Here is a 24,484-nt window from a genome sequence, read left to right as displayed (position 1 = left end):
TCAGCCCACCTCGATCCGGGACAGTCCGGACACACCCCGGACCTCCCCGCGGGAATCGGGCGCCTCGGAGTAGCTGACCACCACGGTGCCACCGACGTAGGGACTCAGGGTCTGGATGAGCTTGAGTGGCGTGGCCAGGATCATGTGGAAACCGAAGCTGGCGAACACGTCCATGGTCTGCCTGGTGAAGGCGGGGTCGGCGCGGTCGAAGGCCTCGTCGAGGATGACGGAGGCATACGCCGGGTACTGCGCCCCCGGTTCGGCCAGCTGGTAGCGCAGCGCCGCAGCCAGGCAGAAGAACACCAGCTTCTGCGCCTGCCCACCGGACAAGGAGGTGGAGTCGACGTAGGTGTTGATCGTCTCGCCGGCGCTGTCGCGCTCCAGCCCGATGAAGCTGACGTGTCGGCGAGTGTCCAGCACCAGGCTCCGCCAGCGTCGATCGGCGGAATCCTGGGAACCGAGCTTCCGCATGATCTTCGCTATCGACTGGTAGCGAGCGAACGCCTGCTTCTCGTCGCTGCTGCCCAGTCCTCCGCTGGTGGCCTCATCGAGGTCACGCTGGAACTGTACGACGACCTCCCCACGTCTGTCCCGGACCTCGATGTGCAGGTAGCGATCGGTGTTGAACTCCGAGCGGGCCAGGGAACGGTTGATCGGTTCGATGCGTTCCTCGATCTCCCGGCGCGCGTTGCGCAGGGTACGCGCAATGGCACCCAGGTTGCGGGTGGACATGTCGTTCATGAGAGAGAGGAACCGCTGGGTGAACTCCGCGAGTCGGTCATCGCGCAGGAGGGTCAGCCGGTTGAGGGCCTCCCCGATGTACTCCGGTTGGGGCAGGATGTCCGCCTGCTCGGCCGGCCAGGTCTGGATGTAGCGGGTGAGGTGATTTCCGATCTGTGTGTCGGTGTTGCGCAACGTTACCTCCAACGCCTCGAGCCGGTGGTCGAGTTCCTCGCGCAGTGCCTGCGTGCGTTCATCGACGTTGCCTGCGTGCAGGCGGCGAGTGGCACCAGTGAGCCGCTCCTCTAGCTCGCGCGCGATGTCCTCGTCCACGTCGGCGACCGGCTGTGACTTTAGACGGGCCAGCTCCTTCTCTGCGGTGCCCTTCTTGTCCGCAAGGACAGCCTGATGGCGCACGGCCTCCTCGGCGGCCTGATCCGCCCGCCGGAGATCGAGGGTCGCTGCCTCCAGACGGAGCTGTAGTTCAGCGGCCACAGGAGTTCTGGTCAGCTCCTCAAGGGCACGATCCAGATCCGCCACGACGGTGTCTGCTGCGGCGACATCCACATCCGCCCACGTGGTCCGCAGAATGAGCTGCGCTGCCTGGTACTCCCGCTGGAGTCCCTCGATACGCACGCGTGCCTCGCGGAGACGATTTCTCGCAGCCTCCACTGTCCGACGCAACGTGGCAACCTGTTGCCGGAGCAGCTCAATCTTCGCGTGGTTCGTGGACCCGAGACGATAGGTGCTTCGGTCACCGAGGCGACGCCGGTCATCCTTCTCCAGCCTCTCGGTGGGGTCACCGGACCGCAGCGCGAATCTGACCAGACCCTGCAGAGTGACTCCGTTGTCGCTGGGGCGGAGCTCCCCGAGTGCCCCGGCATCTGCCACACACAGGAAGTTGTGCCTCTTACCCAGTTCTGCGTGCAGCCAGTCACGGAACGGGGATTCGATGACGGTCACCTTGCGGGGCAGAGCATTGTGGGCCAGACGCGGGGACGAGTAGGTCTCCTTCGTGTGCACGGCGTTGATCACCAGTCGGGCACCGAGGTGGTGCGCATCGACCCACTCCCGCACCCGGGGAAACACCGTCTCCGACACCAGAAGAGTGGCCGCCAGAGTGCTCAGCCGCCGTTGGATCACCGGTTCCCAGTCCGCGTCGACCGGATCGATGAGTTCACCCGCGAAGGGGAGATCACGGTTGTTGAGACCGAGATCTCGGCACAGCTTGTCGCGGACGTCGAGAAGCCGGGCCTCGATGTTGCTGGTACCACGACTGAGTGCATTCAGCTCCTTCTCCGCCGCCTTGAGCTCATCCTCGGCGCGGGTCCGGGCGCTGACGGCCTCCTCACTGCTGGCATCGAGCTTTTCCCGACGCTCCGTGAACTCGTCAACTATCACCCGTGCGTCATTGCTCAGCTGCTGATAGCCTTCGGCATCCTCCGGTTCCACGCCGCCGATACCGGCCACCGCCTCCACCACCCGCGTTCGCTCCGCACGTGTCCGCTGCGCCTGCTCCACCGCCGCGGACCGACGCGCACTGAGCTCACCATGTCGTGCACCGAGTGTCCGGTCCACCGCGTCCTGCGCGATCCGCTGCATCTCCGCGGCGTGCGTCAAGGCCTGGCGTGCACTCTGCAACCGGGACAGGGCCTCGTCATGTTCGATGATGAAACGCCGCACCAGCGCTTCCTGCTCCTCACGCTTGATCCGGTTGGTCACCGTCGGCAGGGCCTGCTTGAGGTGGTGTGCATGCTCCTTGCTTGTCGACGCCTCCTCCTTTCTCTTCTGCAGCCCCACCAGGGGTTCCAGCGCCTCCACCTGAGCGCGGATGTCCTCGACCCGTTCATAGGCTCCCTCGAGGTCCCCGAACTGTTCAAGGGCACGGTCGGCCTTGGCGAAGGTGTCCGGTTCGACGAGCATGTAGTCCCGGAAGAGGTCGTCGAGACTCTGGAGGTCCTTCGCCGACTGAGCGCGGTGCAGAAGGAACTGGGCCTCCTCGCTGGCGATCCCCAGGCGGGAACGGAATTTCGCCGCGAACACGGAGTGCCTGTCGGAGAAGATCGCCTTCTTGTGGACCGCCTTGATGCGCCTCTTGTCGATGCCACTACCCAGATAGTCCACCAGTCCATAGACAGTGAACTCACCAGAGAACAGGCCGTAGAAACGTTCCACATCAGTCGGTGAATTATGACCAGATTTCAGATAGAACATCGCCACGAGGGTGTACACCTCCCCCTCGGCGTTGTCGTAGGTGAGACCGACGACAGAGTAGGTTGCCCGAGGTCGCAGATACGTGGCCACCACCTGGCCGGAGGCGTGGTCCTCGCGGGAACGCCATGCACCCCGGACATAGGAGACGAGGTTACGTCCCTTGCCTCGCGGGGTGTTCGCCTGCGCGGCGGCGTTGAAGCGCACGCGGTCACCGGGGAGGAGGACCGCAGTGATGGCGTCGATAAGCGTGGACTTTCCGGACCCAGATCCACCGGTGATGAGGAAACCCTCCCGCGATACCGGGATGTCCAGGCTTCCCTCGAAGGTGCCCCAGTTGATCAGCTGGATCCGCGAAAGGCGGTACTGGCCGGGATGGATGCTCATGCCTGGTCCTCCGGAATGGTGGTGTCGGTGCGGAATCGCTCGTACTCGACACGGACCCCCTCGACGGTGGCTGCATCGAAGATCTGTCTCAGGGCAGGAGACACCTCATACCGCCCCTCGGTCTCGGTCTTGTACATCAACGAATAGTCGATCATCCGCTTGAACGCCGCCTCATAACGTCGGGCGAGCTTCGCCTCATCGGATTCTGCATCGACCCGGTAGAGGAGGATCTGGTCCCGGAGTTCACCACGGTCGATGATGACACGCTCTCCAGGCGCCGCCAACGCCAGTTCCTGCCGCAGGTGCAGGATGATGAGGGTGTCCATGTGGCTCAGTGACTCGGTGCGCAGCACTTTCGGCACCGGTTCCTGGCGTCCCTCGACCTCCACGTCCTGCCCGCCGGCTGCGGCCCGGGAGAAGGCGATCCCGGCTTCCTCGTCGAGGACGAGGTCAAGGAAGACATTGTGCAGAGCAGTCTGCAGTGCCCCCCGATCGGTGACGATCGCCTTCCACACCTGCGGATGCATCTCCGCCCGGATCATCGGCCCCTTGAGCAGCTGCACCAGAGCCCGGCGCGAGTGATAGGACAAGGTCCCGGAATCGCCTGGCCACATCGGTTCCGTCATCGCTGCTCCTCTGTGGTGTCCGGACGTGTGAACTGCCAACCGCTGATCCTCGCCCTTCGTCTCGTTCCTTCATCCTCCCACTCCACAACCTGCGGGGCACCAGTGGGAGATCCTCGTTGCATGGCCAGGTGCAGGAGACCAACCACGCTCGCCAAGCCCTGCGTCGGAGGATGTTGATGCATGACCTCAGCGATGGTGGCGGTCACGTGAAGTGCGAGAGCTCTGGCCACCGCTTCCTCCAGCTCCTCGAAGTCAATCTCACTGGCCCGGATCTCTGCGAGCAGGGTGTCTGTGTTCAGCTCGACCTCAGCGACCTTCTCCGGCTGCTGCCCGACCTGCTCCTCGCCCGGGTTCCGCAGCCGCAGTGCTGCCACCGAACGCACCTGCATGCCGATCCGCACCAACGGGGTCTCCATCTGGTTGACCGGATGCACCGCCCCCGCCTGGGCCGCCTGCGCGGCGGCGTGCCGGGTTTCCCGCAGCAACTGGACCATGCGCCGATTCTCGGCGAACTCATCGGTGGTGACGTAGTGCCGCAGGCTGCGCGCCAGCGAAGTCATCTCATCACTGACCTCGTAACTGGACTCCTCCATGTCCCGGAAAACCCGGTGCAGACGGACCTGCAGTTCCTCCGGGATCTCCCCGGTGGCGTCCCTCCCGAGAACCTCGCTGATCCACCGGTCGATCAGCGTGGAACGTTCCCGATCCAGCAGGACATCAAAGAAACTGTTGAAGCTGCGACCGGCATCCGATTCGCCGATGAGATCCACCCCCCGGAAGATCTCCTCCAGGACGTCACCGCGCGGATCCTCCGGGTCAAGAAGCTGACGACGCAGCTGCCGGTTGAGATCACCGATCTCCTGGCGCACGCGCGCGAAATCCGCCGGTATCGATGCAGCCAGATCCAGAATGTCCCCCACTCGCTCCTGAATCTGCGCTGACGTGAGCACCTCGAACTCACCCCGGTGGGTGGAGTCGATGAGTCTGTCAATCTCCTCACGTTCGCGCTCCAGCTCGGCGAGACGCTGGCCTGCGTCCGGATCCGATTCCCGGGCGAGGGTCTGCAGGGCCTGCGAGAGCGCCTCCATCCGGGAGGCCGACACGGTACGGTGCGGTCGATCCCAGCGCTGCAGTGCATCGAGCACCGCCAGCGACTCCTCGCTGGGCTCAATCGTCTCACCGGTGCGGCTGGTTCCCGGCCGGCGGATGAACCACTCACTACGCACCCAGTCGCCCACGTAATCCTGCGGGCCACGCGGCAGAGAGAAGCCCTCGGCATTGAGATTGCGCAGGTCTTCGTCGAGAAGCGCGTAGATCTCCTGCACCGGCCGGGCCACCGCCCCCTGCGGGAAGTAGCGTGCCACCACGGCCAGCACCACCGGCAGATGATCGCTGCGCAGCAGCGACATCACAGGGGACGTCCTGCGGAAGCGCGCGAAGCCGAGCGCATGGGAAACCAGACTCATGACTCTTTAGTACCGCACGACCCTGACATGCGCTGCCTGAATATGAAGAGGTGTTCGACCCCCGCCGCCCCAACTCTCATCGAGAAGCCGAAGCCCGGAGCTGAAAAGTGCATACACCCCCGCGGCGCAGCGTTTCCCGTGAAACACTGCCAGTGAAGCCAAAACCCTCCCCACAGATGCAACAGCAAGCTCATACTGAAGGCGCACCCTATCAACGCGTTCGCACTCGGCACCGAAGGGTTACGCCCGCAGATTTAGTTGCCAGCAAGCGCCGGGCCCGAGGCCATGGTTGCGCCCATTCTCGACTCTCGAGCCCGCCCTTCACGGAATGACACCGGACCCCAAGACATCAGCGGCCAACACTTCGCATCAGTGTTCTAGATACCCTCCGAACCCCTCCGGGTCATTCTGGCCAAGTGCTTCGGCCGTGAACGGACATCTGCGAAGCTCAACCGGAATATCGACGTGCTCATACCCACGGAACAAATCCAGGTTGAGTCTTCGACCGAAATCGAGTTCGTCTGGCCCACCCGACTTGACCCCGTGAGGTGGAACCAATTCAGGGAAGTGGATGGCCAGGTCCCCATCCAGGACATGCCCCTGCGGGAACTGGCCAATGCGCTGAGGTTCGCGTTCCATGAAGTCCTCGTCATACCAGTCATCGACGACGGCTCCTTCGAGCTCCTCGGCCGTGCCACGGCCTCCATGTTGGGATTCAGCCGCTATTCAGCACGCACCCAGCATCGACTGGAGGAGGCGTTCCGTATCCGCCGACAGGAAATCACCGGCTGACCACATGGACCAGGGAGGGGTCCCGTCTCACCGGGACACCCCCAACCTGTCTCCTCGTGACGCTGGATCCGTCCCATGGCTCCACTAACCGGCACCACCACGTCCCGCCTTGCCGCGGGCCCGTGCGCATCCTCAACACGTCCGAGTTCGATCCGGAGGTGCCACACGGATGCTGCTGTTCACGGGAGTCATCGAGAAGCTCTCCCGCCACGGAAGACCGCCCCTACCCCAGGATCACCACGTCCAGCCGCCGCGGCCCGTGCACCCCCTCGACGCGTTCGAGTTCGATGTCGGAGGTGGCGGACGGCCCGGAGATCATGGTGATCGGCCCCTCCAACCCGACCGAAGCCACCCGCTCCCACGCCTCGGGGAAGAGTTCCACAATCGTCCCGGCAGGCACGATGCAGATGTGGTGGTCGGGGATGAGGGAGAGCTCGCGGCGTCCCTCGTCCGCCCGGCCGGTGAGGAAGATGGTGCCGGTCTCGGCGCAGGAGACGGTCGACGAGGTGATGACGCAGGCCGCGTCCAACGGGTCGGTCACCTCCTCGGCGAGGGGGAGCCAGATCGGGTCGAGGCCGTCGGGGAGGATGACGGGTCCGGTGACCAGTCCGTCGAGGAGCGTCGGCAACGACTCCACCGTGGCGGAGTGCACCGTCGCCCGGTAGTCCTCCAGGCGGTCGACGAGCATCTCGCGGACCTCGGACGCGTCACGGACGGAGGTGCGTCGATAAGCACGGGGCACCTCGGGCGCAGCGGGGGCGTCGGACAGGGACGCCCGCAGGCGCTGCATGATCTCGGTTCGGGCGTTCATCGATTCTCCTGGAACCAGTGGCGGAAGGACTGCTGCGGCGGGGCCGGGATGACGCGTTCGCGTGTCCAGCCACCGACGAGGCCGGGCAGCCAGCGGATGCGGAAGCGCACCAGCGGCAGCGCGCGCTCGAGCACGGACATGACGCGCCCGGAGCGCATCGCCCAGGACATGCCTCTCATGAGCAGGGACATCTGGCCGGGCTTCTCCACCTCCTCGACGGCGCGGGCGCGCAGGTGGACGAGGATGTCGGGGATGTTGATCTTGACGGGGCAGACGTCGTAGCACGCGCCGCACAGGGTGGAGGCGAAGGGCAGCGACGCGTTCTCCTCCGAGGACAGGCCCGTGAGCTGCGGCGACAGGATCGCGCCGATGGGTCCGGGGTAGGTGGAGCCGTAGGCGTGGCCGCCGGCGTGCTCGTAGACGGGGCAGACGTTGAGGCACGCGGAGCAGCGGATGCAGTGCAGTGCCGAACGTCCCGCCGGGTCGGACAGCACCGCGGAGCGGCCGTTGTCCAGGAGCACGAGGTGGACGTTCTGCGGTCCGTCGCCCTCGTGGACGCCGGTCCACAGGGAGGTGTAGGGGTTCATGCGCTCGCCGGTGGAGGACCGGGGCAGGAGCTGGAGGAAGACCTCGAGATCCTCGAAGGAGGGCACGATCTTCTCGATACCCATCACCGTGATCAGCGTCTCCGGCAGCGTGAGGCACATGCGGCCGTTGCCCTCGGACTCGACGACTGCCAGCGTGCCCGTCGACGCGACGCCGAAGTTCGCGCCGGAGACGGCCACCTTCGCGCGGAGGAATTTCTCACGGAGGTGCCTACGTGCGGCCTCGGCCAGCACGCGGGGCTCATCGGTGAGTGGTCCGGGCATGTGGCCGGCGAAGATGTCGCGGATCTCGCGGCGGTTGCGGTGGATGGCGGGCACGAGGATGTGGGAGGGCTTGTCCTCGCCGAGCTGCACGATGAGCTCCGCCAGGTCGGTCTCGATCGCGTTGATCCCGGCCGTGGCCAGGTGCTCGTTGAGTCCGATCTCCTGGGTGGCCATGGACTTCACCTTGAGGATCTCGGTCTCCCCGGTCTCACGGACCAGGCGTTCCACGATCGCGTTCGCCTCCGCCGCGTCCCGCGCCCAGTGCACGACACCGCCGCGGGCGGTGAACTCGGCCTCGAACTGCTCGAGCAGTTCCGGCAGCCGCGCCATGACGGTCTCCTTGAGTGCGGACCCGGCGGCGCGCAGGTCCTCCCAGTCGGGCAGCTCCTCCACCACGGAGGCGCGCTTGTCGCGGATGGTGTGGGTGGCGTGGCGGATGTTGGCGCGCATCTGCTCGTTGCGCATCTGTTCCCGCGCGGCCGCCGGGAACGGCTGCGCGGCGTGCAGGTTGCCCTGCCCGTAGGTGGGGATTCCTAGTTGGACGGTGCGGCCCACGGCTCCTCCTTCGTCGAGGCGAGGATTTCAGCGAAGTGCAGGGTCTGCTTCCCGACGCCCCTCTTCTCCATCGCCCCTCCCAGGTGCAGGAGGCAGGCGGTGTCGCCGCCGGTGCAGATGTCGGCGCCGGAGCCCGCGATGTTGCGGATCTTGGCTTCGGCCATCGCCCCGGAGACGTCGGGGTTCTTGAAGGAGAAGGTGCCGCCGAAGCCGCAGCACTCGGCGGCGTCGGGAAGCGGGCGGACGTCGATGCCGTCGACGGTGCGGATGAGGTCGAGCTGCCGGTCCCCGAGCCGCAGGAGGCGTGAGCCGTGGCAGGAGGGGTGGTAGGTGACGGTGTGGGGGAACCAGGAGCCGAGTTCGGCGGCGGAGGTGACGCCGAGGACGTCGATGAGCAGCTGGGACAGTTCCCAGGTGCGCTCCCCGACCGACACGGCCTCGGTTTCGAGGCCGGTGTCGCCGCCGGCGCGGGCGACCATGGGCTGCTGGTGGCGGACGGAGGCGACGCAGGAGCCGGAGGGCGCGACGATGATGTCGGCGTCGGCGAAGGCGCGGACGTGGTTGCGGACGACGGGCAGCGCGTCGGCGAGGTAGCCGCTGTTGACGTGCATCTGGCCGCAGCAGCCCTGGTTCTCGGGGAAGATGACCTCATGGCCGAGACGTTCGAGGATGCGGGTGGTGGCGACCGCTACGCGCGGGAACATGGCATCGACCATGCACGTGGCGAAGAGGGCTATTTTCATGGTTTCTCCAGGTGGAGGTGGACAAGGTGGCGACTGACCAACTGTGGTCAGACCATAGTAGGCCAGCCCACCGGGGTGACGCAAGGCACACTTTTCCACACCCGACCCTTGACGTGTGTGATCCACGACATATAACCTGCCGTGGACTGACCACAGTGGTCCGACCACATCCCCCACTCTAGGAGATCCGCGTGACCACCTATACCGCGCTTACCGACGCCGTCGGCGGCAACCTCGCCCTGTCGGCACTCGTCGGCACCCTCCCCCTCATCATGTTCTTCGTCATGCTGCTGGCCGTCAGGGCCCGCGCACACGTCTCCGGACTCACCGCCCTCGCGGTGGCGCTCCTCGTCGCCGTCCTCGGCTTCGGCATGCCCTGGGACCTGGCCCTGCTCTCCGCCAGCCAGGGTGCCGTCTTCGGGCTCTTCCCCATCGTCTGGATCGTCGTCCTCGCCCTGTGGTTCTACCAGGTCACGGTGCTCTCCGGCCGCTTCGAGGACATGCGCACCATCTTCGACACCATCGGCGGCGGTGACCTGCGCATCCAGGCCATCCTCATCGCCTTCTGCTTCGGCGGCCTCCTCGAGGCGCTCGCCGGCTTCGGCGCCCCCGTCGCCATCACCGCGACGATGATCCTCGCCCTCGGCCTCACCCCGCTGAAGACCGCCACCGTCGTGCTGCTGGCCAACACCGCCCCCGTCGCCTTCGGCGCGGTGGCCATCCCCATCACCACCGCCGGCACGCTCACCGACCTCGACCCGGCCGTCATCGGCGCGGTCGTCGGCCACCAGGCCCCCTTCTTCGCCGTGCTCGTCCCCTTCATCCTCCTGCTCATCATCGACGGCGTCCGCGGCCTCCGCGAGGCCTGGCCCGCCGCCCTCGCCATCGGCCTCTCCTTCGCCGTCGCCCAGTGGTGGTGCGCCACCTTCTTCTCCTACGAGCTCACCGACATCGTCGCCGCACTCGCGGGCCTCGCCGCTGCCGTCCTCCTCCTGCGGTTCTGGCGTCCGCAGGGCGCGGAGAACGTGCGGGAGCGCCTCGGCGTCGAGAAGCCCGCGGCCCCCGAGGCCCTCACCCCCGGCCGCGTGTGGATGGCCGTCCTGCCCTACGTGCTCGTCGTCGCCGTGTTCGGCGTCGCCAAGCTGTGGACCTGGGGCGTCAACGTCCCCGCCCTGCTCGCCGCCACCGACGTGCGCATCCCGTGGCCCGGCCTCGACGACCGCCTCCTCGCCGCCGACGGCACGCCGCTGGGCGGCACCGTGTACAAGCTGCAGTGGCTGTCCTCCCCCGGCACCCTGCTGCTCATCGCCGGCGCGCTCGTCGCCGTCATCTACGCCGCGTTCGACCACGGCGGCCGCTTCCGGCTCTCGCTTGCCGACGCCGCCCTGGAGATCGGCCGCTGCTTCCACAAGATGCGCTGGTCCGCGCTCACCATCATCAGCGTGCTCTCCCTGGCGTACGTGATGAACTTCTCCGGGCAGACCATCGCCATCGGCACGTGGGTCGCCGGACTCGGCGCCGTCTTCGCGTTCCTCTCCCCCGTCCTCGGCTGGCTGGGCACCGCCGTCACCGGCTCGGACACCTCGGCCAACGCCCTGTTCGCCAACCTGCAGAAGACCGCCGCCCTGGAGACCGGCCTCGACCCCCACCTCATGACCGCTGCGAACACCTCCGGCGGCGTGGTCGGCAAGATGATCTCCCCGCAGTCCCTGGCCATCGCCGCCACCGCCGTCAACCTCGAGGGCCGCGAGTCCGCCATCTTCCGCTCCGTCGTCTGGTGGTCCGTCGGCCTGCTGCTCGTGCTGTGCACCCTCGTCTACCTGCAGTCGAACGTTCTGGCGGGCATGCTCCCCGTCTAGTATGAGGGCATGACCACAGCTCCGCGTGCCTATTCCGTCGTCCTCGACTGGCTGGAGGAACAGCTGCGCTCAGGCGAGATCGTCGTCGGCGACAAACTGCCCGGCGAACGGGCCCTCGCGGAGCAGTTCAGCATCTCCCGCGCCTCCGTCCGCGAGGCCACCCGCATTCTCGACGCCATGGGGCTCGTCCGCTCCGGCGTCGGATCCGGCCCCAACGCCGGCGCCATCGTCATCTCCGAGCCCTCCGCCGCCCTGGCCTGGGCACTGCGGATGCACGTGGCCACCCGCGCCCTGCCCGTCCGCGACCTCGTGCAGACCCGTCTCCTCCTGGAGACCCAGGCCGCCCACGACTCCGCCGACCCCCGCATCGCGCCCGACTCCGAGGAACGCGCCGCCATCCTCCGCAGCGCCGGCGAGGTCCTCGACCAGATGGACCACCCCGGCCTCCCGGCCGCGGACTTCCACGCCCTCGACGCGCAGTTCCACATCCTGCTCACCTCACTGGCCGGCAACGTCGTCGTGGAGACGATGATGGCCTCGCTGCGGCAGGCCACCATCAGCTACATCAGCGAGACCGTCGCGAACAACCCCGACTGGCCCGCCATCGCCCGCCGCCTGCAGGAGCAGCACCGGGCGATCCTGGCGGCCGTCGAGAAGCGGCAGGGCGCGCAGGCCGCCGAGCTGCTGCGCGAGCACATCACGTGGTTCTCGCAGCTGGGCGGCTGATCCCGGCCTGATCAGTCCTGCGCGCGCAGCACGTCGCGCACCACCTCGGCGAGGTGCCGCGCCCGCCGCCCGGTGCCCTGCTCGATCTGGGTGCGGCAGGAGAAGCCGTCGGCGATGACCTCCGCGTCCGGGTCCAGGGCCCGCACGCGGGGGAAGAGCTCACGTTCACCCAGCTCAAGCGACATCCCGGCGTGCCCGGGCTCGAAACCCCAGTTGCCGGCCAGGCCGCAGCAGCCGGTGGCGATCTGCTCCTCCGCCACTCCCAGCGCCCGCAGGATCGCCGCCGAGTGCGTGGGGTCACCCACGGAACGCTCGTGGCAGTGCACCTGCGTCAGGGCCTGCAGGTCCTCGACGTCCACGTCCAGCTCCGCCAGGGCGGGGGCCACGAACTCGGCCCACGACACGGTCGCGGCGGCGAGGCGGGCGACGTCGGGGTCGTCGGTGAGGGAGGGGGCGTCGGCGAGCATGACCGTGCACGAGGGTTCCACGCCGATGACCGGCAGCTCCCGGTCCAGCCAGGGCCGCATGACCCGCGCCGTGCGCCGCAGCACGCGCTTGACCATCCCCAGTTGCCCCGTGGAGTGCCAGGTCAGGCCGCAGCAGACGAAGCCGCGGGGGATCTCCACGCGGTAGCCGAGCATCTCCAGCACCTCGACGGCCGCCTGCGCCGCCGCCGAGTCCATCCCGGAGAAGGTGTCCGGCCACAGGACCACCGTGCCGCGTTCCCCGGCTGTCCGTCCCGTCCGGATCCTCCCCTCCCGCAGACTGATGAGCGGACGCCCCGGGTCCAGGCCGAGGACCCGCGCCATGCCCGGAGCGCGGAGACTGCGGGCGGCGACGCGACGCAGCCCCGTGCGGCGCAGCGTGTGCATGAGCAGCGGCAGCCAGCCCAGCACGTAGTGCGCGCGGGGACGTCGGCGTCCGCGGTGGTGCTCCTGGAGGAACTCGGCCTTGTACGTGGTCATGTCGACGCCGACGGGGCACTCGCTCGCGCAGGCGCGGCAGGACAGGCACAGGTCGAGGGCGTCGCGGACCTCCTCCGAGTGGAAGCCGTCGAGGGTCTCGCCGCGCATCGCCTCGGAGAGCAGCCGCGCCCGGCCGCGCGTGGAGTGGACCTCATCGTGGGTGATCTGGAAGGACGGGCACATCGCACCGCTCATCGAACGGCACGACCCGACGCCGACGCACCGGTTCACCGCGTTGACCAGGGAACCCCGGTCGGACTCCAGGCGGTGCACCGGCCTGATCTCGTGGCGCCGCTGCCCCCGCCCGATCCGCAGGCCCTCCGCGAAGTTCTCCGCCCACACGAGCACGCCGGGGTTGAAGATGCGGTCGGGGTCGAAGATGAGCTTGAACTGCTCGAACACGTCGCGCAGCGCCGGGGAGTACATGGCACGCAGCAGGGAGGAACGCGCACGGCCGTCACCGTGCTCGCCGGACAGGCTGCCGCCGTGGCTGGTGACCAGGAGGGCGGCGTCGCGCATGAACCGGCGGAAGGTGCGGCGACCCTCCTCCGACTCGAGGTCGAAGCTGATGCGCACGTGCACGCAGCCTTCGCCGAAGTGCCCGAAGGGGATGCCGCGCAGGCCGTGGTGGGACATGAGGTCGTAGAGCCCCTGCAGGTAGTCGGCCAGATTCTCCGGCGGGACGGCGGAGTCCTCCCAGTTGGGCCACGCCTCGCCGCCGTCGGGAAGCCGCGTGACGATGCCCGCCGCCGCCTCCCGGATCCGCCACAGCGCGCGCATCTCCTCCGGGTCCGTGACGATCCGCTTCGCCACGCCCTTCCGGATCGCCGCGGCCCCCGCCTCCGCCTCCGCGGGGGTCGCGCCCGTCACCTCGCAGAAGAGCCAGCCGCCGGCGTCCTCCCCCGGCAGGTCAGGGTCGGTGCCCGGCAGGTCGGGGTTGGTGCGCAGCGCGTCGACGAGGTCGCCGCCCATGCCCTCGATCGCGGCGATGCCGGGGTGTGTGCGCAGCTGCGCACCCGCCCGCGCGGCGTCGAAGACCGTGTCGAAGGCCAGCACCGCCAGCGCCTTCGCCGGCGGCAGCTCCACGAGCCGGACGGTCGCCTCGGTGATGATGCCCAGGGTGCCCTCCGACCCGGCGATCGCCTTGACCGGGCTCGTCGCCAGGTGGTGCAGGCCGTAGCCCGAGGACTGCCGGGCGAAGTGCCCGAGTTCGTTGTCGATGAGGGTGTGGTGCTCGTCCACGAGCTGCCGCAGGGCCGCGTCGATCTCGGGGTCGTCGCAGCCGTGCCCGTCGACGGTGACGAGGCGGCCGTCGGCAAGCATCATCGTGACGGACACGAGGTTGTCCGCGGTGGTGCCGTACGCGACGGAGTGCGAGCCACAGGCGTTGTTCGCGATCATGCCGCCGATCGTCGCGCGCGAGTGCGTCGACGGGTCCGGGCCGAAGGTCAGCCCGTGCTTTGCGACGGCCGCCCGCAGGTCATCGCAGATCACGCCCGGTTCCACCGTGGCGGTACGCGCGTCGGGGTCGATCGCGAGGATGCGGTTGAAGTGACGCGAGGTGTCGATGATGAGGCCGTCGCCGATCGCGTTGCCCGCCACGGACGTGCCCCCGCCGCGGCCCACCACCGGCCAGCCCATGAGCTGGGCCTGCCGGATCGCGTCGCGGACCTCCTCGACGTCCGCCGGCTCCGCGACCGCCGCCGGGATACGCCGGAAGATCGACGCGTCGGAGCTGTAGGCGGCGCGGGTCTGCATGTCGGTGCGAAGTTTCACACCTCTATTGTGCCTGGTGAGGTGTTCTACGCCGCAGCCCGGTAGTCCCGGGACTCCGCCCGCGGGACGAGGTCGCCGCAGGTGCGCAGCTCCTCTCGGAGGTCCGTGCGCAGGCGTTCCAGGATCGCGCTGCTGTCGTCCAGCTTCCACTGTGCCTTCCGACGCGCCGCCACCGCGGCCCGGTCCGCGACGTCGTTGAGCACGTGCCCGTTGTGGCCGCGCACCCAGTGCACCCGCACGGTGGCGCCCAGACGGCGCATGTCCCACACGCGCTGCACGCAGCGGGTCTCCTCGGGGCTGCGCATGGGGCCCTCGAGGAGGTGCTCCTCGTTGAGTCGGGCCCACACCTTCTGTGAGTCGGTGAGGATGTCGAGGGTCCACGACGTCGAGAAGTACCTCTCCAGCGCCGCGTTGACCGCCGCGAACTCCCCGGCCAGGATCGTGTCGGTCCGGGTGCTGAGCATCTGCACCTGCCCGGCGGACGTCGCGATGCCCAGGCCGGTGACCTTCCCGCGGCTGCCGCGGGAGGCGTCCGTCGCGATGACCAGCGGCGGCGCCTCCTCCGGCGCGGGGCGCGGCGGCGGCTCCGGGAAACGCTCCTCGCGCTGCTCCTCGAAGGCCGCGCGGCACGTCTCCCAGGCGGCGACGAGCCGCGCACCGCTGACCACGTCCCGCAGGACGAGCCCCGGGAACGCGTCGAGCTGCTCGGCGAGCAGGTCCCGGATGAGGCGGTCGGGGACGTAGAGGACGAGTCCCCGGGCCCCGTGGGCGGCCCACAGCGCGAGGAACCTCTCGACGACCCACTCGCGGCCGCCGCAGCCGTCCGTTACCGGGTGCCACCCGGTGACGGCCTCCTCCCCCTCCACCGCGCTGGACAGGAGCAGAGACTCCGCTCCGGTGACGCGGTGGATGAAACGCTGGTGCTGGATGACAGCGACAGGGATGTGCGTGGACATGGGGATCAACTCCTCGGGGTCAGGGGGGCTTTTCACCTCCACTGTCCCCCGAGGGGCCGACATGAGCGGGCGGGACCTCGAACAGGCGACCTACCTGAACGGCACTTCCCCGATCGCGCGCCGCAGCTTGCGGGTGCGCAGTCGCTCGGGGTCCTGCGCGAGTGACTCGACGGCGCGGACCGCGCACATGACGTGCGCCTCCTTCGAGTTGGAGTAGAAGGCCTGCGCCTGGGCGGGCAGCTTCGGCACGGCGTGCAGCGGCAGGTCCGACACCGACAGCAGCGCGCCGTAGGGCACGCGGTAGCGGTAGCCGTTGGTGGCGAGGGCGCAGGACTCCATGTCGACGGCCGCGGCGGTCGAGCCGCGGAGGTTCTCCCACAGGTCACGCGGGGTGTGCCACTCCCAGTTGCGGTCGGCGGTGGACAGCACGGTGCCGGTACGCATGAGGGAGTTGTCGTCGCCGTAGATCTCCTCGACGGCGTTCTCCAGGGCGATCTGGATCTCCGGGATCGCGGGGATCGGGATGTCGTGGGAGATGTGGCTGTCGAGGATGCTGTCCTGGCGCTGGTAGGCGTTGCCGAGGATGAGGTCGCCGATGCGCATGCGGCCGTCCATGCCGGCGCAGTGGCCGATCATGATCCACGCCTCGGGGCGCAGGACCGCGAGGCAGTCGGTGATGGTCTTGGCGTTCGACGGTCCGACGCCGATGTTGATCATGGTGATGCCGTCGCCGTCGCGGGTGCACAGGTCGTAGCGGGGCATCTGGTAGCGGGAGGCGAGGTTGAGTGAGGGGGCGTCCACGAGGGAGGCCCGGTCGCGGGAGATCTGCCGCCCGGAGGGCAGCAGCAGGTCGGTGTAGCGGGAGTCCCCGCGGGCGAGTTCGGCGACGCCGAAGTTCACGAACTCGGTGGTGTGCATGTCGTAGTTGGTGAAGAGGATGAAGCGCTGGAGGGTCTCCACCTCGATGCCCGTGTAGTGCTCGATGCGGGCGCAGGCGATGTCGAAACGCTGCGGGCCGAAGTGGAACAGCGGCTTCTCGACGCCGTGGAACGCCTCCCACTCGCCGTCGACGATGGCGTCGTGGACATTGTCCAGCGTCGGGCGGGGGATCTCGGCGGCGCCCTCCCCGGCCCGCCGGGCCTCGGAGATGCCCTCGATGCCGCGGATGTACTCCGGCGGGATGCGTTCCGACGACGGCCCGATGTACATGTCGCACGGGTAGTTGCCGGTCAGCCGGGTGAGCTGGTCACGCAGGTAGTCCCTGATGATGTGGGGCTTCGAGAGGGTCGCGGAGTAGCGGCCGGCCTCGTCGACGTAGCCGAAGGGTTCGTTGCGGTCGATGGGCCGCCATTCCTTCACGTCGACGATGATCTTCGGGTAGACGACGTCGCGGTACTCGTCGTAGGTGCCCTCATCCAGGATGGTGCGGGCGAGGGCGGTGGAATGGTCGTAGATCTCGACGAGTCCGTCCACGGCCTCGTCGACGTCGAAAACCTGGTGCATGGCCGCCAGCCTAGCGAGATTCCCCGGAATGCACTGAGGCGGGAATCGGGGTGAACCACCACGTCCACCGATTCCCGCCTCAGTCCAGAAGAGGTTGGAGCCCCATCAGAATAGGTTAGGCTACCCTTCATTGTCTAGGGTTTCGCGGAAATTACTGCGCCGGACCCGTGAGGGGATCCCGCTCGGCGCCCAGGCGGGCGTCGATACGCAGCAGTCCCGCGCCGTCCTCGCCGACGAGCTTCAGCTGGTCGATGATGCCGCCGACGGTGTCCTCCTCCTCGATCTGCTCGTTGAGGAACCAGTTCACCAGGGTGCGGGAGTCGAGGTCCTGCACCTCATCGGCCACGCGCGCCAGGTTGCGGATCATCTCCGAGACCTGCCGCTCATGCTCGAGGGAGATGGTGAACGCGTCGAGCGGCGAGGAGACCTCCAGCTCCGGGATCTCGATGTCCCCGAGCTTCACGTTCGCGCCGCGGGCCAGGATGTGGTCGGCGATCTTCTCGGCGTGGGCGCGCTCCTCATCCGCCTGCGCCATCATCCACGAGCTCATGCCGGAGAAGCTGAGCGCGTTGAGGTCGTATGCCAGCTGCTGGTAGATGAGGGCGGCCTGGTGCTCCGCCGTGACCTGCTTGTTGAGGGTGTCGAGTAGCTTGTCGTTGATCTTCATGGCTCCATGCTAGGCACGTTTGTGGCGGGTGTCACTGATGATGCGCCGCTAGGCTGGCCCCATGGCGACCGACTACCTGGCAGAACTGCAGAGGGACCTCGCTGACCGGCTCCACCGCCTCCGCACCACCCGCGACAGGACCACTGAGGACGGGGAGGTCCGGCCGCCGCGGGTGGCCACCAAACCCGACCTCCCCCTGGCCGCCCGCATCCCGGCGCGCGGCCACTTCGAGGACGACTGGCGCGCCCGCCCCACTCCCGAACGGCCCTGGCCGGTGATCCTCATCCACGGCACCGGCGACACCAACGGCATCTGGCAGAACCTCGCAGTCGACCTGCGCGCGGACGGCTGGGCCGTCTTCGCCCCCGAGTTCGGCCACCGCTGCACCGACCGCGTCGAGGAGTCCGCGGAGCAGGTCGGCGCGTACATCGACGCCGTCCTGCAGGTCACCGGCGCACGCCAGGTCGTCCTCGTCGGGCATTCGCAGGGCGGGATCCTCGCCCGCTACTGGATGCGCGTCCTCGACGGCGCCCCGAAGGTCCGCCACCTGGTCACCCTCGGCGTGCCGAACCACGGGACGACGATGGGCGGCATGCTCTCCGGCATGACGAGCACGCGGATCGGCGAGTCGATGCTCACCTCGGCGATCTCCTCGTGGTTCGGCCCCTCCGGCTTCCAGCTCATCACCGGGCACCCGCTCCTCGACGAGATCAACGCCGACGGCCCCGTCGAGGAGGGGGTGGGGTACACGAACATCGCCACCCGGTTCGACACCATCATCCAGCCGTTGGAGACGTGCTTCCTCGAGTCGGACGACCCGGAGGCGGACATCACCAACATCATCGTCCAGGACGTCGAGCCGAAGTCCCGGGTGCTGCACGTCGACCTGCCCGGCGACGCCCGCGTCCGCCGGATCGTGCGCGAGGCGCTGGACGCGATCGCGCCCTGAGAGCAGCCGGGCTGTGCGGAAGTACCCCGATACCCCTCGGAGCTCCGGGTTTCCCCAGGTCAATCCTCTCCAGAGAGGACAGAAGGGTACCTCAGAACAGGCGCTACAGGCCCAGCTCATCCAGCAGGTCGTCGAAGGCCGGCGCGACCGGGGTGCGCCACAGCACGTCGACGCGCCCGTCGGCGCGTCCCGGTCCCCCGTTGACCACCGCGACCCGCTTTCCCTGGCGCTGCGCCTCGAGCACGAATCGGTAGCCGCTCATCACCGCCAGGGAGGAGCCCACGACCAGCAGTGAGGCGGCGCCCTCCAGCATCTCCGCGGCCCGCTCCTTCCGTACGGCCGGCACCGGCTCGCCGAAGTACACCACGTCCGGCTTGAGCCGCCGTGACCGGCAACGCAGGCACCCGACCATGGTGAAACGGTCCACCACCGACTGCGGCAGGGTCACGTCACCGTCGGGGTTGACCATCGAGGGGTCCACCGCGACCGACTCCCGGAAGCCGGGGTTCGCCGCCTCCAGCCGCTCGCCGAACAACCGCCGGTCCTCCCGCGCCCCGCACTCGAGGCACATGACGGTGTCCAGGTTGCCGTGCAGGTGGAGCAGGTTCTCCGTGCCGGCGTCCCGGTGCAGGCCGTCGACGTTCTGGGTCACCAGTCCGCCGACGTACCCGGCGTGCTCCAGCTCGACGAGCGCGAAGTGGGTGCGGTTCGGGCGGGCGTCGTCCATCTGTCGCCAGCCGATGAAGGAACGCGCCCAGTAGCGGTGCGACGCCGCCGGGTCGTGGCTGAACTCCTGGTAGGTCATCGGCCGGTGACGGCTCAGTGAGCCCCGCGGGCCGCGGTAGTCCGGGATGCCCGAGTCCGTCGACACGCCCGCCCCGGTGAGCACCAGCGCCGGACCCTCCGCCAGCTGCGCCACCACCTGCGACAACGCCTGCTCCGGCGGGGTCGGCTCAGCCGTCTCCGCGACGACCCGCGCGATGGAACGCAGCGCGGAGCGGTGCGAACGGCTGATGCCGGGGTCGTCGAAGGGGGCGTCGGAAAGCGGGGTGTCCACGGGGCCCACCCTATCGACCCTGCCCGGGCACACAGTCCAGCAGCAGCAGCCGCAGACGCTCCGCGGCGGGGCTGAGGAAGGCGTCGCGGCGGTGCAGCAGCGCGGTGTGGAGCGGCGGCGGCGGATCGGGGATGTCGCGGTAGTGCACGCGGGTGGTGGTGAAGCTCTGCGCGACCCCGGTCACGTACGCCACGCCCACCCCACCGGAGACGAGCGGCACCGCGGTCTGCAGGGTGGAGACCTTCTGGATGCGGTAGGGGCGGAACTCGGGGTGCGCCGCCCAGTAGACCTCGAGGATCTCGGGCAGCCCGATGAAGCTGGGGTGGGCGAAGGGGATGATGAGGGTCTCCTCGCGCAGGTCGGCGATGTTGACCGGGGAGGGCAGGTGGCTGAGCCGCTCGGGGAGCGCCAGCTGGAGCGGCAGGGTGGCGACGGTCTCCACCACCAGTGTGTCACCGTAGCGTCGCTGCAGGTCAGAGACATCGGAGGTGATCATGAGTCCGAGGTCGCTGCGGCCCTCCTGCACGTTGGCGAGGGTCTCCGCGGGGGCCGGGTCGATGACCGTGAGCTCGACGTCGGGGGCCTCCCGGCGGAGTCGGAGGAGGATGTCCGGGAGGAAGCCCCAGTTGAACTCCGGCGCGACGGACAGCCGCACCCGGCCCACCGCCCCGGAGGCGATGTCGTGCAGGTGGGCCCGGGCCTGCTCCATCTCCTGCCCGATCTGGCTGGCCACGGAGTAGAGGTAGCGGCCGGCCTCCGTCGGTTCGACGCCGCTGCTCGTGCGGGTGAGCAGCTGGACGTCGAGGTCCTTCTCCAGCCGGCGGACGCTGAGACTCAGGGAGGGCTGGGTCATGTGGAGGACGTCGGCGGCGCGGGTGAAGGAACGCTGGTCCACGACGGTGCGGAAATAGTGCAGTTGACGACTGTCCATAACCAGATTTTATACCGGGGGCTGACAATTGGTATTTGATCTATGTGACAGGTGCCCTTACGGTGATCTCCATCACCCACTGATGTGATCTGGACCACCAAGGAGAGTTCATGTCCACCCCGCCTGCCCCGTCCTCCATGTCCTTCGTGCACGACACCCTCGCCCAACGCGTCGTCTTCGACACCGGCCGCGCCGTCGACGCCGCCGTCGAGCAGGCCGGGCCGCTGGGGATCACCCGCCCCCTGCTCATCTCCACCGACGGCACCCACGCGGTCGCCGAGGCCATCGCCGGACGGCTCACCCCCGCCGCCCACTGGCGCGACGCCGTCCAGCACGTCCCCCGGGACATTGCCGACGCCGCGACCGCCACCGCCCGCGAGTCCGGCGCCGACGGGCTCATCAGCATCGGCGGCGGCTCCGCCACCGGCCTGGCGAAGGCCGTCGCCCTGGAGACCGGGCTGCCGATCATCGCCGTCCCGACCACCTACGCCGCCTCCGAGGCCACACCCGTGTGGGGCATCACCGAGGAGAGGACCAAGACCACGGGCGTCGACCCCGTCGTCCTGCCGAAGGTCGTGGTCTACGACTCCGACCTCGTGGCCACCCTGCCGCACGACATGGCCGTCGCCTCCGGACTCAACGCCCTGGCGCACTCCGTGGACTCCCTGTGGGCGCCGAAGTCCGACCCGATCAACCGCGCCTACTGCATCGAGTCCGCCCGCGCCCTGGCCACCGCGCTGCGCGGCCTGTCCGGGGAGGGCGGCCGGGAGGCCCGCGAGCAGGCCCTGTACGGCTGCTACCTCTCCGGCGTGGCCTTCGCCTCCGCCGGGTCCGGACTGCACCACAAGATCTGCCACGTCCTCGGCGGCACCTTCAACCTCCCGCACGCGGAGACCCACTCGGTGGTCCTGCGCCACGTCGCCGCGCTCAACCTCCCGGCGGTCCCCGGGATCGCCGACCAGCTGGCCCACGCCCTCGGGGACGACGGCGGCCATGCCGTCGCCGCACTCAACGACCTGTACCGAGAGGTCGGGGCCCCGCGCTCCCTCGCGGAACTCGGGATGCCGGAGGACGGCATCCCCGAGGCCGTGGAGCGGGTCCTCGCCGCCGTCCCGGCGGGCAACCCGGTCGAGGTCACCGCAGAGAACATGACCGCCCTCCTCACCGCCGCCTTCCACGGCACCGACCCCGCCACCGTCTGACACCCCCAGGAGACATCCATGGACACTCCCTCCAGCACCCAGCAGCAGATCGAGCAGGCACTCCTCGACGAGGTCGTCGCCTCCTTCGACAACACCCCCGACCCGCGACTCCGGCAGCTCATGCAGTCCCTGGTCACCCACCTGCACTCCTTCATCCGCGACGTCCGCCTCACCGAGGAGGAGTGGAACCACGCCATCGACTTCCTCACCCGGGTCGGACACATCACCGACGACCGTCGTCAGGAGTTCGTCCTCCTCTCCGACACCCTGGGCGCGTCGATGCAGACCATCGCCGTGAACAACCAGGCGTACAAGGACGCCACCGAGGCCACCGTCTTCGGTCCCTTCTTCGTCGACGACGCCCCGCGCATCGACCTCGGCGGGGACATCGCCGGCGCCGCCACCGGGCAGCCGGCCTGGGTGGAGGGCGTGGTCACCGACACCGAGGGCAACCCCGTCCCCGGCGCCCGGATCGAGGTGTGGGAGTCCGACGAGGACGGCTTCTACGACGTCCAGTACGACGACGGCCGCACCCACGGCCGCGCCCACCTGTTCACCGACGACCAGGGCCGCTACCGGTTCTGGGGCCTGACCCCGGTGCCCTACCCGATCCCCCACGACGGGCCCGTCGGCCAGATGCTCCAGGCCGTCGGACGTTCCCCGCTGCGTGCCGCGCACCTGCACTTCATGGTCACCGCGGAGGGCATGCGCACGCTGGTCACCCACATCTTCGTCGAGGGTGACCCGCAGATCGAGATCGGCGACTCCGTCTTCGGCGTGAAGGAGTCGCTCATCAAGAGGTTCGAGGAGCACCCCGCCGGCACCCCGACGCCGAACGGCCGGGACGTGGGCGACCGGACCTGGACCTCCTGCCGCTTCGACATCGTCCTGGCACCCGCCACCAACCCCGACACCACCGACACCCCCGAGGAGATGTAGACCATGACCACCCCGAACGCTGACCTGAGCACCGACGTCTTCATCGTCGGTTCCGGCCCGGCGGGTGCCTCCGCCGCGCTCTTCCTCGCCACCTACGGCGTGGAGGTCGTCGTCGCGTCGAAGTACGGCAACACCGCCAACACACCGCGCGCGCACATCACCAACCAGCGCACCATCGAGACGATGCGTGACATGGGCATCGAGGACCAGGTCATGGCCGAGGCCGTGCCGCACCACATGATCGGCGAGACCGTCTTCTGCACCTCCGTGGCCGGGGAGGAGTTCAGCCGCGTCCGCTCCTGGGGCAACGGCCCCGACCGCGAGGGCGAGTACATCGCCGCCTCCCCCACCCTCAACTGCGACATCCCGCAGACGCTCTTCGAGCCGGTGCTCGTCCGCAACGCCATGGCCCGGGGTGCCGTGTTCCGCTGGAAGACGGAGTACGTCTCCCACACCCAGGACGCGGAGGGCGTCTCGACGGTCGTCCGTGACCGCATGACCGGCCACGAGTACACCGTGCGTTCGCGGTACCTCATCGGCGCGGACGGGGGTCGCTCCCAGATCGCCGCCGACCTCGGGCTCCCGATGGAGGGGCAGATGGGCGTGGGCGGTTCCATGAACATCGTCTGCGAGATGGACCTGCGCGAGTGGTGCGAGAACCGCCCGTCCTCCCTCTACTGGGTGCTGCAGCCCGGCGCGAACACCGGCGGCATCGGCCTCGGTCTGGTGCGCATGGTCCGCCCCTGGAACGAATGGCTCGTGACCTGGGGTTACGACATCAACCAGCCGCCCCCGGAGATGGACGACCAGAAGGCCGAGGACATCGTCCGCAACCTCATCGGAGTCCCGGACCTCGACATCAAGGTGACCGACTGGTCACTGTGGACGGTCAACGACCTGTACGCCCGGGAGAACATGGTCGGCCGTGTCCTCTGCGTCGGCGACGCCGTCCACCGTCACCCGCCGGGCAACGGCCTCGGCTCCAACACCTCCATCCAGGACTCCTACAACCTGGCGTGGAAGCTGGCGATGATCCTCAGGGGGCAGGCCGGCGAGGGGCTGGCCGCCACCTACAACGACGAGCGTGTGCCCGTCGGCCGGCAGATCGTCCGCCGCGCGAACCAGTCGATCGCCGACTTCGACCATGTCCTGGATGCGCTGGGCATCGACCCGGCCGACGACGACGCGACGATGCGCGCCGCCATGGACAGGCGCAAGGAGGCCAGCGCGGAGGGTGAGCGGCGTCGGCAGGCACTTCGCGACGCCCTCGAGCTGAAGAACTACGAGTTCAACGCCCTCGGCGTGGAGTTCGGGCAGCGCTACGAGTCCGCGGCCGTGGTCCCCGACGGCACCGACTGGCCCGTCCAGGAGAGCGATCCACAGCTCCATTACCAGCCGACCACGCATCCCGGCGCGCGTCTGCCGCACGCCTGGCTGAGCGGCGCGAACCCCTCGGCCCCGCGGATCTCCACGCTCGACATCTGCGGCCAGGGCCGCTTCACGGTGCTCACCGGCACCAACGGTGAGGCGTGGGTGGAGGCCGCGGAGAAGGTGGCCGCCGAGCTCGGCATCGAGCTGCCGGCCTTCCGGATCGGCCCCGCGCAGGACTACGCCGACATCTACGGCGACTGGGGTCGCCTGCGGGAGATCGCGGACGACGGCTGCCTCCTCGTCCGCCCCGACCACCACATCGCCTTCCGCGCGCACACGGCGGTGGACGACGCGGAGGCCGCCCTGCGGGAGGCGCTGGAGACGGTGCTCCACCGCGCGTGAC

19 protein-coding genes are annotated in these 24,484 nt (G+C 68.8%); 7 read left to right on the top strand and 12 right to left on the bottom strand.

The window, feature by feature from the left end; genetic code table 11:
• The 3 genes from B842_RS00365 to B842_RS00355 are packed head-to-tail and all read right to left on the bottom strand — an operon-like array spanning window position 1 to window position 5,410.
• Window positions 1–3,318, bottom strand: coding sequence for an ATP-binding protein (locus tag B842_RS00365; RefSeq protein WP_040084541.1), 3,318 nt, complete (start codon window positions 3,316–3,318; stop codon window positions 1–3).
• On the bottom strand, window positions 3,315–3,908 hold the full coding sequence (locus B842_RS00360) for a DUF4194 domain-containing protein (protein ID WP_306306306.1): 594 nt from the start codon (window positions 3,906–3,908) through the stop codon (window positions 3,315–3,317). The genes B842_RS00365 and B842_RS00360 overlap by 4 nt, the downstream gene beginning before the upstream one ends.
• 32 nt (window positions 3,909–3,940) lie before the next feature.
• The gene (locus B842_RS00355) at window positions 3,941–5,410 is read right to left on the bottom strand and encodes a DUF3375 domain-containing protein (RefSeq protein WP_040084540.1); all 1,470 of its coding nucleotides are present in this window, start codon (window positions 5,408–5,410) and stop codon (window positions 3,941–3,943) included.
• Between the two features lie 465 nt (window positions 5,411–5,875).
• On the opposite strand from B842_RS00355, the gene B842_RS00350 reads away from it, so the two are divergent.
• Complete coding sequence (locus tag B842_RS00350; protein WP_040084538.1) at window positions 5,876–6,202, top strand: hypothetical protein; 327 nt, start codon at window positions 5,876–5,878, stop codon at window positions 6,200–6,202.
• A gap of 223 nt (window positions 6,203–6,425) precedes the next feature.
• Here the strand turns inward: B842_RS00350 and B842_RS00345 are convergent, their stop codons facing one another.
• Genes B842_RS00345 through B842_RS00335 form a run of 3 tightly spaced genes read right to left on the bottom strand, consistent with a single transcriptional unit; the run spans window position 6,426 to window position 9,180 of the window.
• Entirely contained in the window at window positions 6,426–7,013 is a 588-nt protein-coding gene (locus B842_RS00345; RefSeq protein WP_040084537.1) for a LutC/YkgG family protein, read from the bottom strand.
• Window positions 7,010–8,437, bottom strand: coding sequence for a LutB/LldF family L-lactate oxidation iron-sulfur protein (locus B842_RS00340; protein ID WP_040084535.1), 1,428 nt, complete (start codon window positions 8,435–8,437; stop codon window positions 7,010–7,012). The genes B842_RS00345 and B842_RS00340 overlap by 4 nt, the downstream gene beginning before the upstream one ends.
• Window positions 8,416–9,180: a (Fe-S)-binding protein gene (locus tag B842_RS00335; protein ID WP_040084534.1), complete on the bottom strand. Its 765-nt coding sequence runs from the start codon at window positions 9,178–9,180 to the stop codon at window positions 8,416–8,418. The genes B842_RS00340 and B842_RS00335 overlap by 22 nt, the downstream gene beginning before the upstream one ends.
• Window positions 9,181–9,371: 191 nt before the next feature.
• On the opposite strand from B842_RS00335, the gene B842_RS00330 reads away from it, so the two are divergent.
• Both B842_RS00330 and B842_RS00325 read left to right on the top strand, forming a co-directional pair.
• Complete coding sequence (locus B842_RS00330; RefSeq protein ID WP_040084532.1) at window positions 9,372–11,039, top strand: L-lactate permease; 1,668 nt, start codon at window positions 9,372–9,374, stop codon at window positions 11,037–11,039.
• Between the two features lie 9 nt (window positions 11,040–11,048).
• On the top strand, window positions 11,049–11,765 hold the full coding sequence (locus B842_RS00325) for a FadR/GntR family transcriptional regulator (protein WP_040084531.1): 717 nt from the start codon (window positions 11,049–11,051) through the stop codon (window positions 11,763–11,765).
• 11 nt (window positions 11,766–11,776) lie between these two features.
• Here B842_RS00325 and B842_RS00320 read toward each other — a convergent pair whose 3' ends face one another.
• From B842_RS00320 to B842_RS00305, 4 genes are all read right to left on the bottom strand, one after another.
• Window positions 11,777–14,488, bottom strand: a complete 2,712-nt coding sequence (locus tag B842_RS00320) for an FAD-binding and (Fe-S)-binding domain-containing protein (protein ID WP_040084529.1) — start codon at window positions 14,486–14,488, stop codon at window positions 11,777–11,779.
• A gap of 44 nt (window positions 14,489–14,532) precedes the next feature.
• A complete protein-coding gene (locus tag B842_RS13025; RefSeq protein ID WP_052437637.1) occupies window positions 14,533–15,462 on the bottom strand; it encodes an RNase H family protein in 930 nt (309 codons plus the stop codon).
• 90 nt (window positions 15,463–15,552) lie between these two features.
• Complete coding sequence (gene amn, locus B842_RS00310; protein ID WP_040084528.1) at window positions 15,553–16,965, bottom strand: AMP nucleosidase; 1,413 nt, start codon at window positions 16,963–16,965, stop codon at window positions 15,553–15,555.
• A 151-nt stretch (window positions 16,966–17,116) separates the two neighbouring features.
• Window positions 17,117–17,632 (bottom strand): ferritin, encoded by a 516-nt coding sequence (locus B842_RS00305; RefSeq protein WP_040084526.1) that lies wholly within the window; start codon window positions 17,630–17,632, stop codon window positions 17,117–17,119.
• 61 nt (window positions 17,633–17,693) lie between these two features.
• Here B842_RS00305 and B842_RS00300 point away from each other — a divergent pair, with 61 nt between their 5' ends.
• Window positions 17,694–18,581, top strand: a complete 888-nt coding sequence (locus B842_RS00300) for an esterase/lipase family protein (protein ID WP_052437636.1) — start codon at window positions 17,694–17,696, stop codon at window positions 18,579–18,581.
• 103 nt (window positions 18,582–18,684) lie between these two features.
• Here the strand turns inward: B842_RS00300 and B842_RS00295 are convergent, their stop codons facing one another.
• Window positions 18,685–19,638: a Sir2 family NAD-dependent protein deacetylase gene (locus B842_RS00295; RefSeq protein WP_040087144.1), complete on the bottom strand. Its 954-nt coding sequence runs from the start codon at window positions 19,636–19,638 to the stop codon at window positions 18,685–18,687.
• Between the two features lie 10 nt (window positions 19,639–19,648).
• On the bottom strand, window positions 19,649–20,569 hold the full coding sequence (locus B842_RS00290; RefSeq protein ID WP_040084525.1) for a LysR family transcriptional regulator: 921 nt from the start codon (window positions 20,567–20,569) through the stop codon (window positions 19,649–19,651).
• A 110-nt stretch (window positions 20,570–20,679) separates the two neighbouring features.
• Between B842_RS00290 and B842_RS00285 the strand changes: the two genes are divergently transcribed.
• From B842_RS00285 to B842_RS00275, 3 genes are read left to right on the top strand one after another with little or no spacing between them, the layout of a single operon-like run.
• Entirely contained in the window at window positions 20,680–21,771 is a 1,092-nt protein-coding gene (locus tag B842_RS00285) for a maleylacetate reductase (RefSeq protein WP_245631383.1), read from the top strand.
• An 18-nt stretch (window positions 21,772–21,789) separates the two neighbouring features.
• On the top strand, window positions 21,790–22,710 hold the full coding sequence (locus B842_RS00280) for a dioxygenase family protein (RefSeq protein WP_040084524.1): 921 nt from the start codon (window positions 21,790–21,792) through the stop codon (window positions 22,708–22,710).
• A 3-nt stretch (window positions 22,711–22,713) separates the two neighbouring features.
• Window positions 22,714–24,483: an FAD-dependent oxidoreductase gene (locus tag B842_RS00275; protein ID WP_040084523.1), complete on the top strand. Its 1,770-nt coding sequence runs from the start codon at window positions 22,714–22,716 to the stop codon at window positions 24,481–24,483.
• The last annotated feature ends 1 nt before the right edge of the window (window position 24,484 follow it).

The organism is Corynebacterium humireducens NBRC 106098 = DSM 45392 (assembly GCF_000819445.1).
In the GTDB taxonomy this organism is placed as follows: Bacteria; Actinomycetota; Actinomycetes; order Mycobacteriales; family Mycobacteriaceae; genus Corynebacterium; species Corynebacterium humireducens.
This window is presented reverse-complemented; position numbering and strand designations above follow the sequence as displayed.

Coding starts and splice junctions, on each gene's coding strand:
- B842_RS00355 (WP_040084540.1), bottom strand. CDS start 5,410: ATGAGTCTGGTTTCCCATGCGCTCGGCTTCGCGCGCTTCCGCAGGACG.
- B842_RS13025 (WP_052437637.1), bottom strand. CDS start 15,462: ATGTCCACGCACATCCCTGTCGCTGTCATCCAGCACCAGCGTTTCATC.
- B842_RS00365 (WP_040084541.1), bottom strand. CDS start 3,318: ATGAGCATCCATCCCGGCCAGTACCGCCTTTCGCGGATCCAGCTGATC.
- B842_RS00300 (WP_052437636.1), top strand. CDS start 17,694: ATGGCGACCGACTACCTGGCAGAACTGCAGAGGGACCTCGCTGACCGG.
- B842_RS00345 (WP_040084537.1), bottom strand. CDS start 7,013: ATGAACGCCCGAACCGAGATCATGCAGCGCCTGCGGGCGTCCCTGTCC.
- B842_RS00320 (WP_040084529.1), bottom strand. CDS start 14,488: ATGCAGACCCGCGCCGCCTACAGCTCCGACGCGTCGATCTTCCGGCGT.
- B842_RS00325 (WP_040084531.1), top strand. CDS start 11,049: ATGACCACAGCTCCGCGTGCCTATTCCGTCGTCCTCGACTGGCTGGAG.
- B842_RS00285 (WP_245631383.1), top strand. CDS start 20,680: ATGTCCACCCCGCCTGCCCCGTCCTCCATGTCCTTCGTGCACGACACC.
- B842_RS00305 (WP_040084526.1), bottom strand. CDS start 17,632: ATGAAGATCAACGACAAGCTACTCGACACCCTCAACAAGCAGGTCACG.
- amn (WP_040084528.1), bottom strand. CDS start 16,965: ATGCACCAGGTTTTCGACGTCGACGAGGCCGTGGACGGACTCGTCGAG.
- B842_RS00335 (WP_040084534.1), bottom strand. CDS start 9,180: ATGAAAATAGCCCTCTTCGCCACGTGCATGGTCGATGCCATGTTCCCG.
- B842_RS00290 (WP_040084525.1), bottom strand. CDS start 20,569: ATGGACAGTCGTCAACTGCACTATTTCCGCACCGTCGTGGACCAGCGT.
- B842_RS00280 (WP_040084524.1), top strand. CDS start 21,790: ATGGACACTCCCTCCAGCACCCAGCAGCAGATCGAGCAGGCACTCCTC.
- B842_RS00275 (WP_040084523.1), top strand. CDS start 22,714: ATGACCACCCCGAACGCTGACCTGAGCACCGACGTCTTCATCGTCGGT.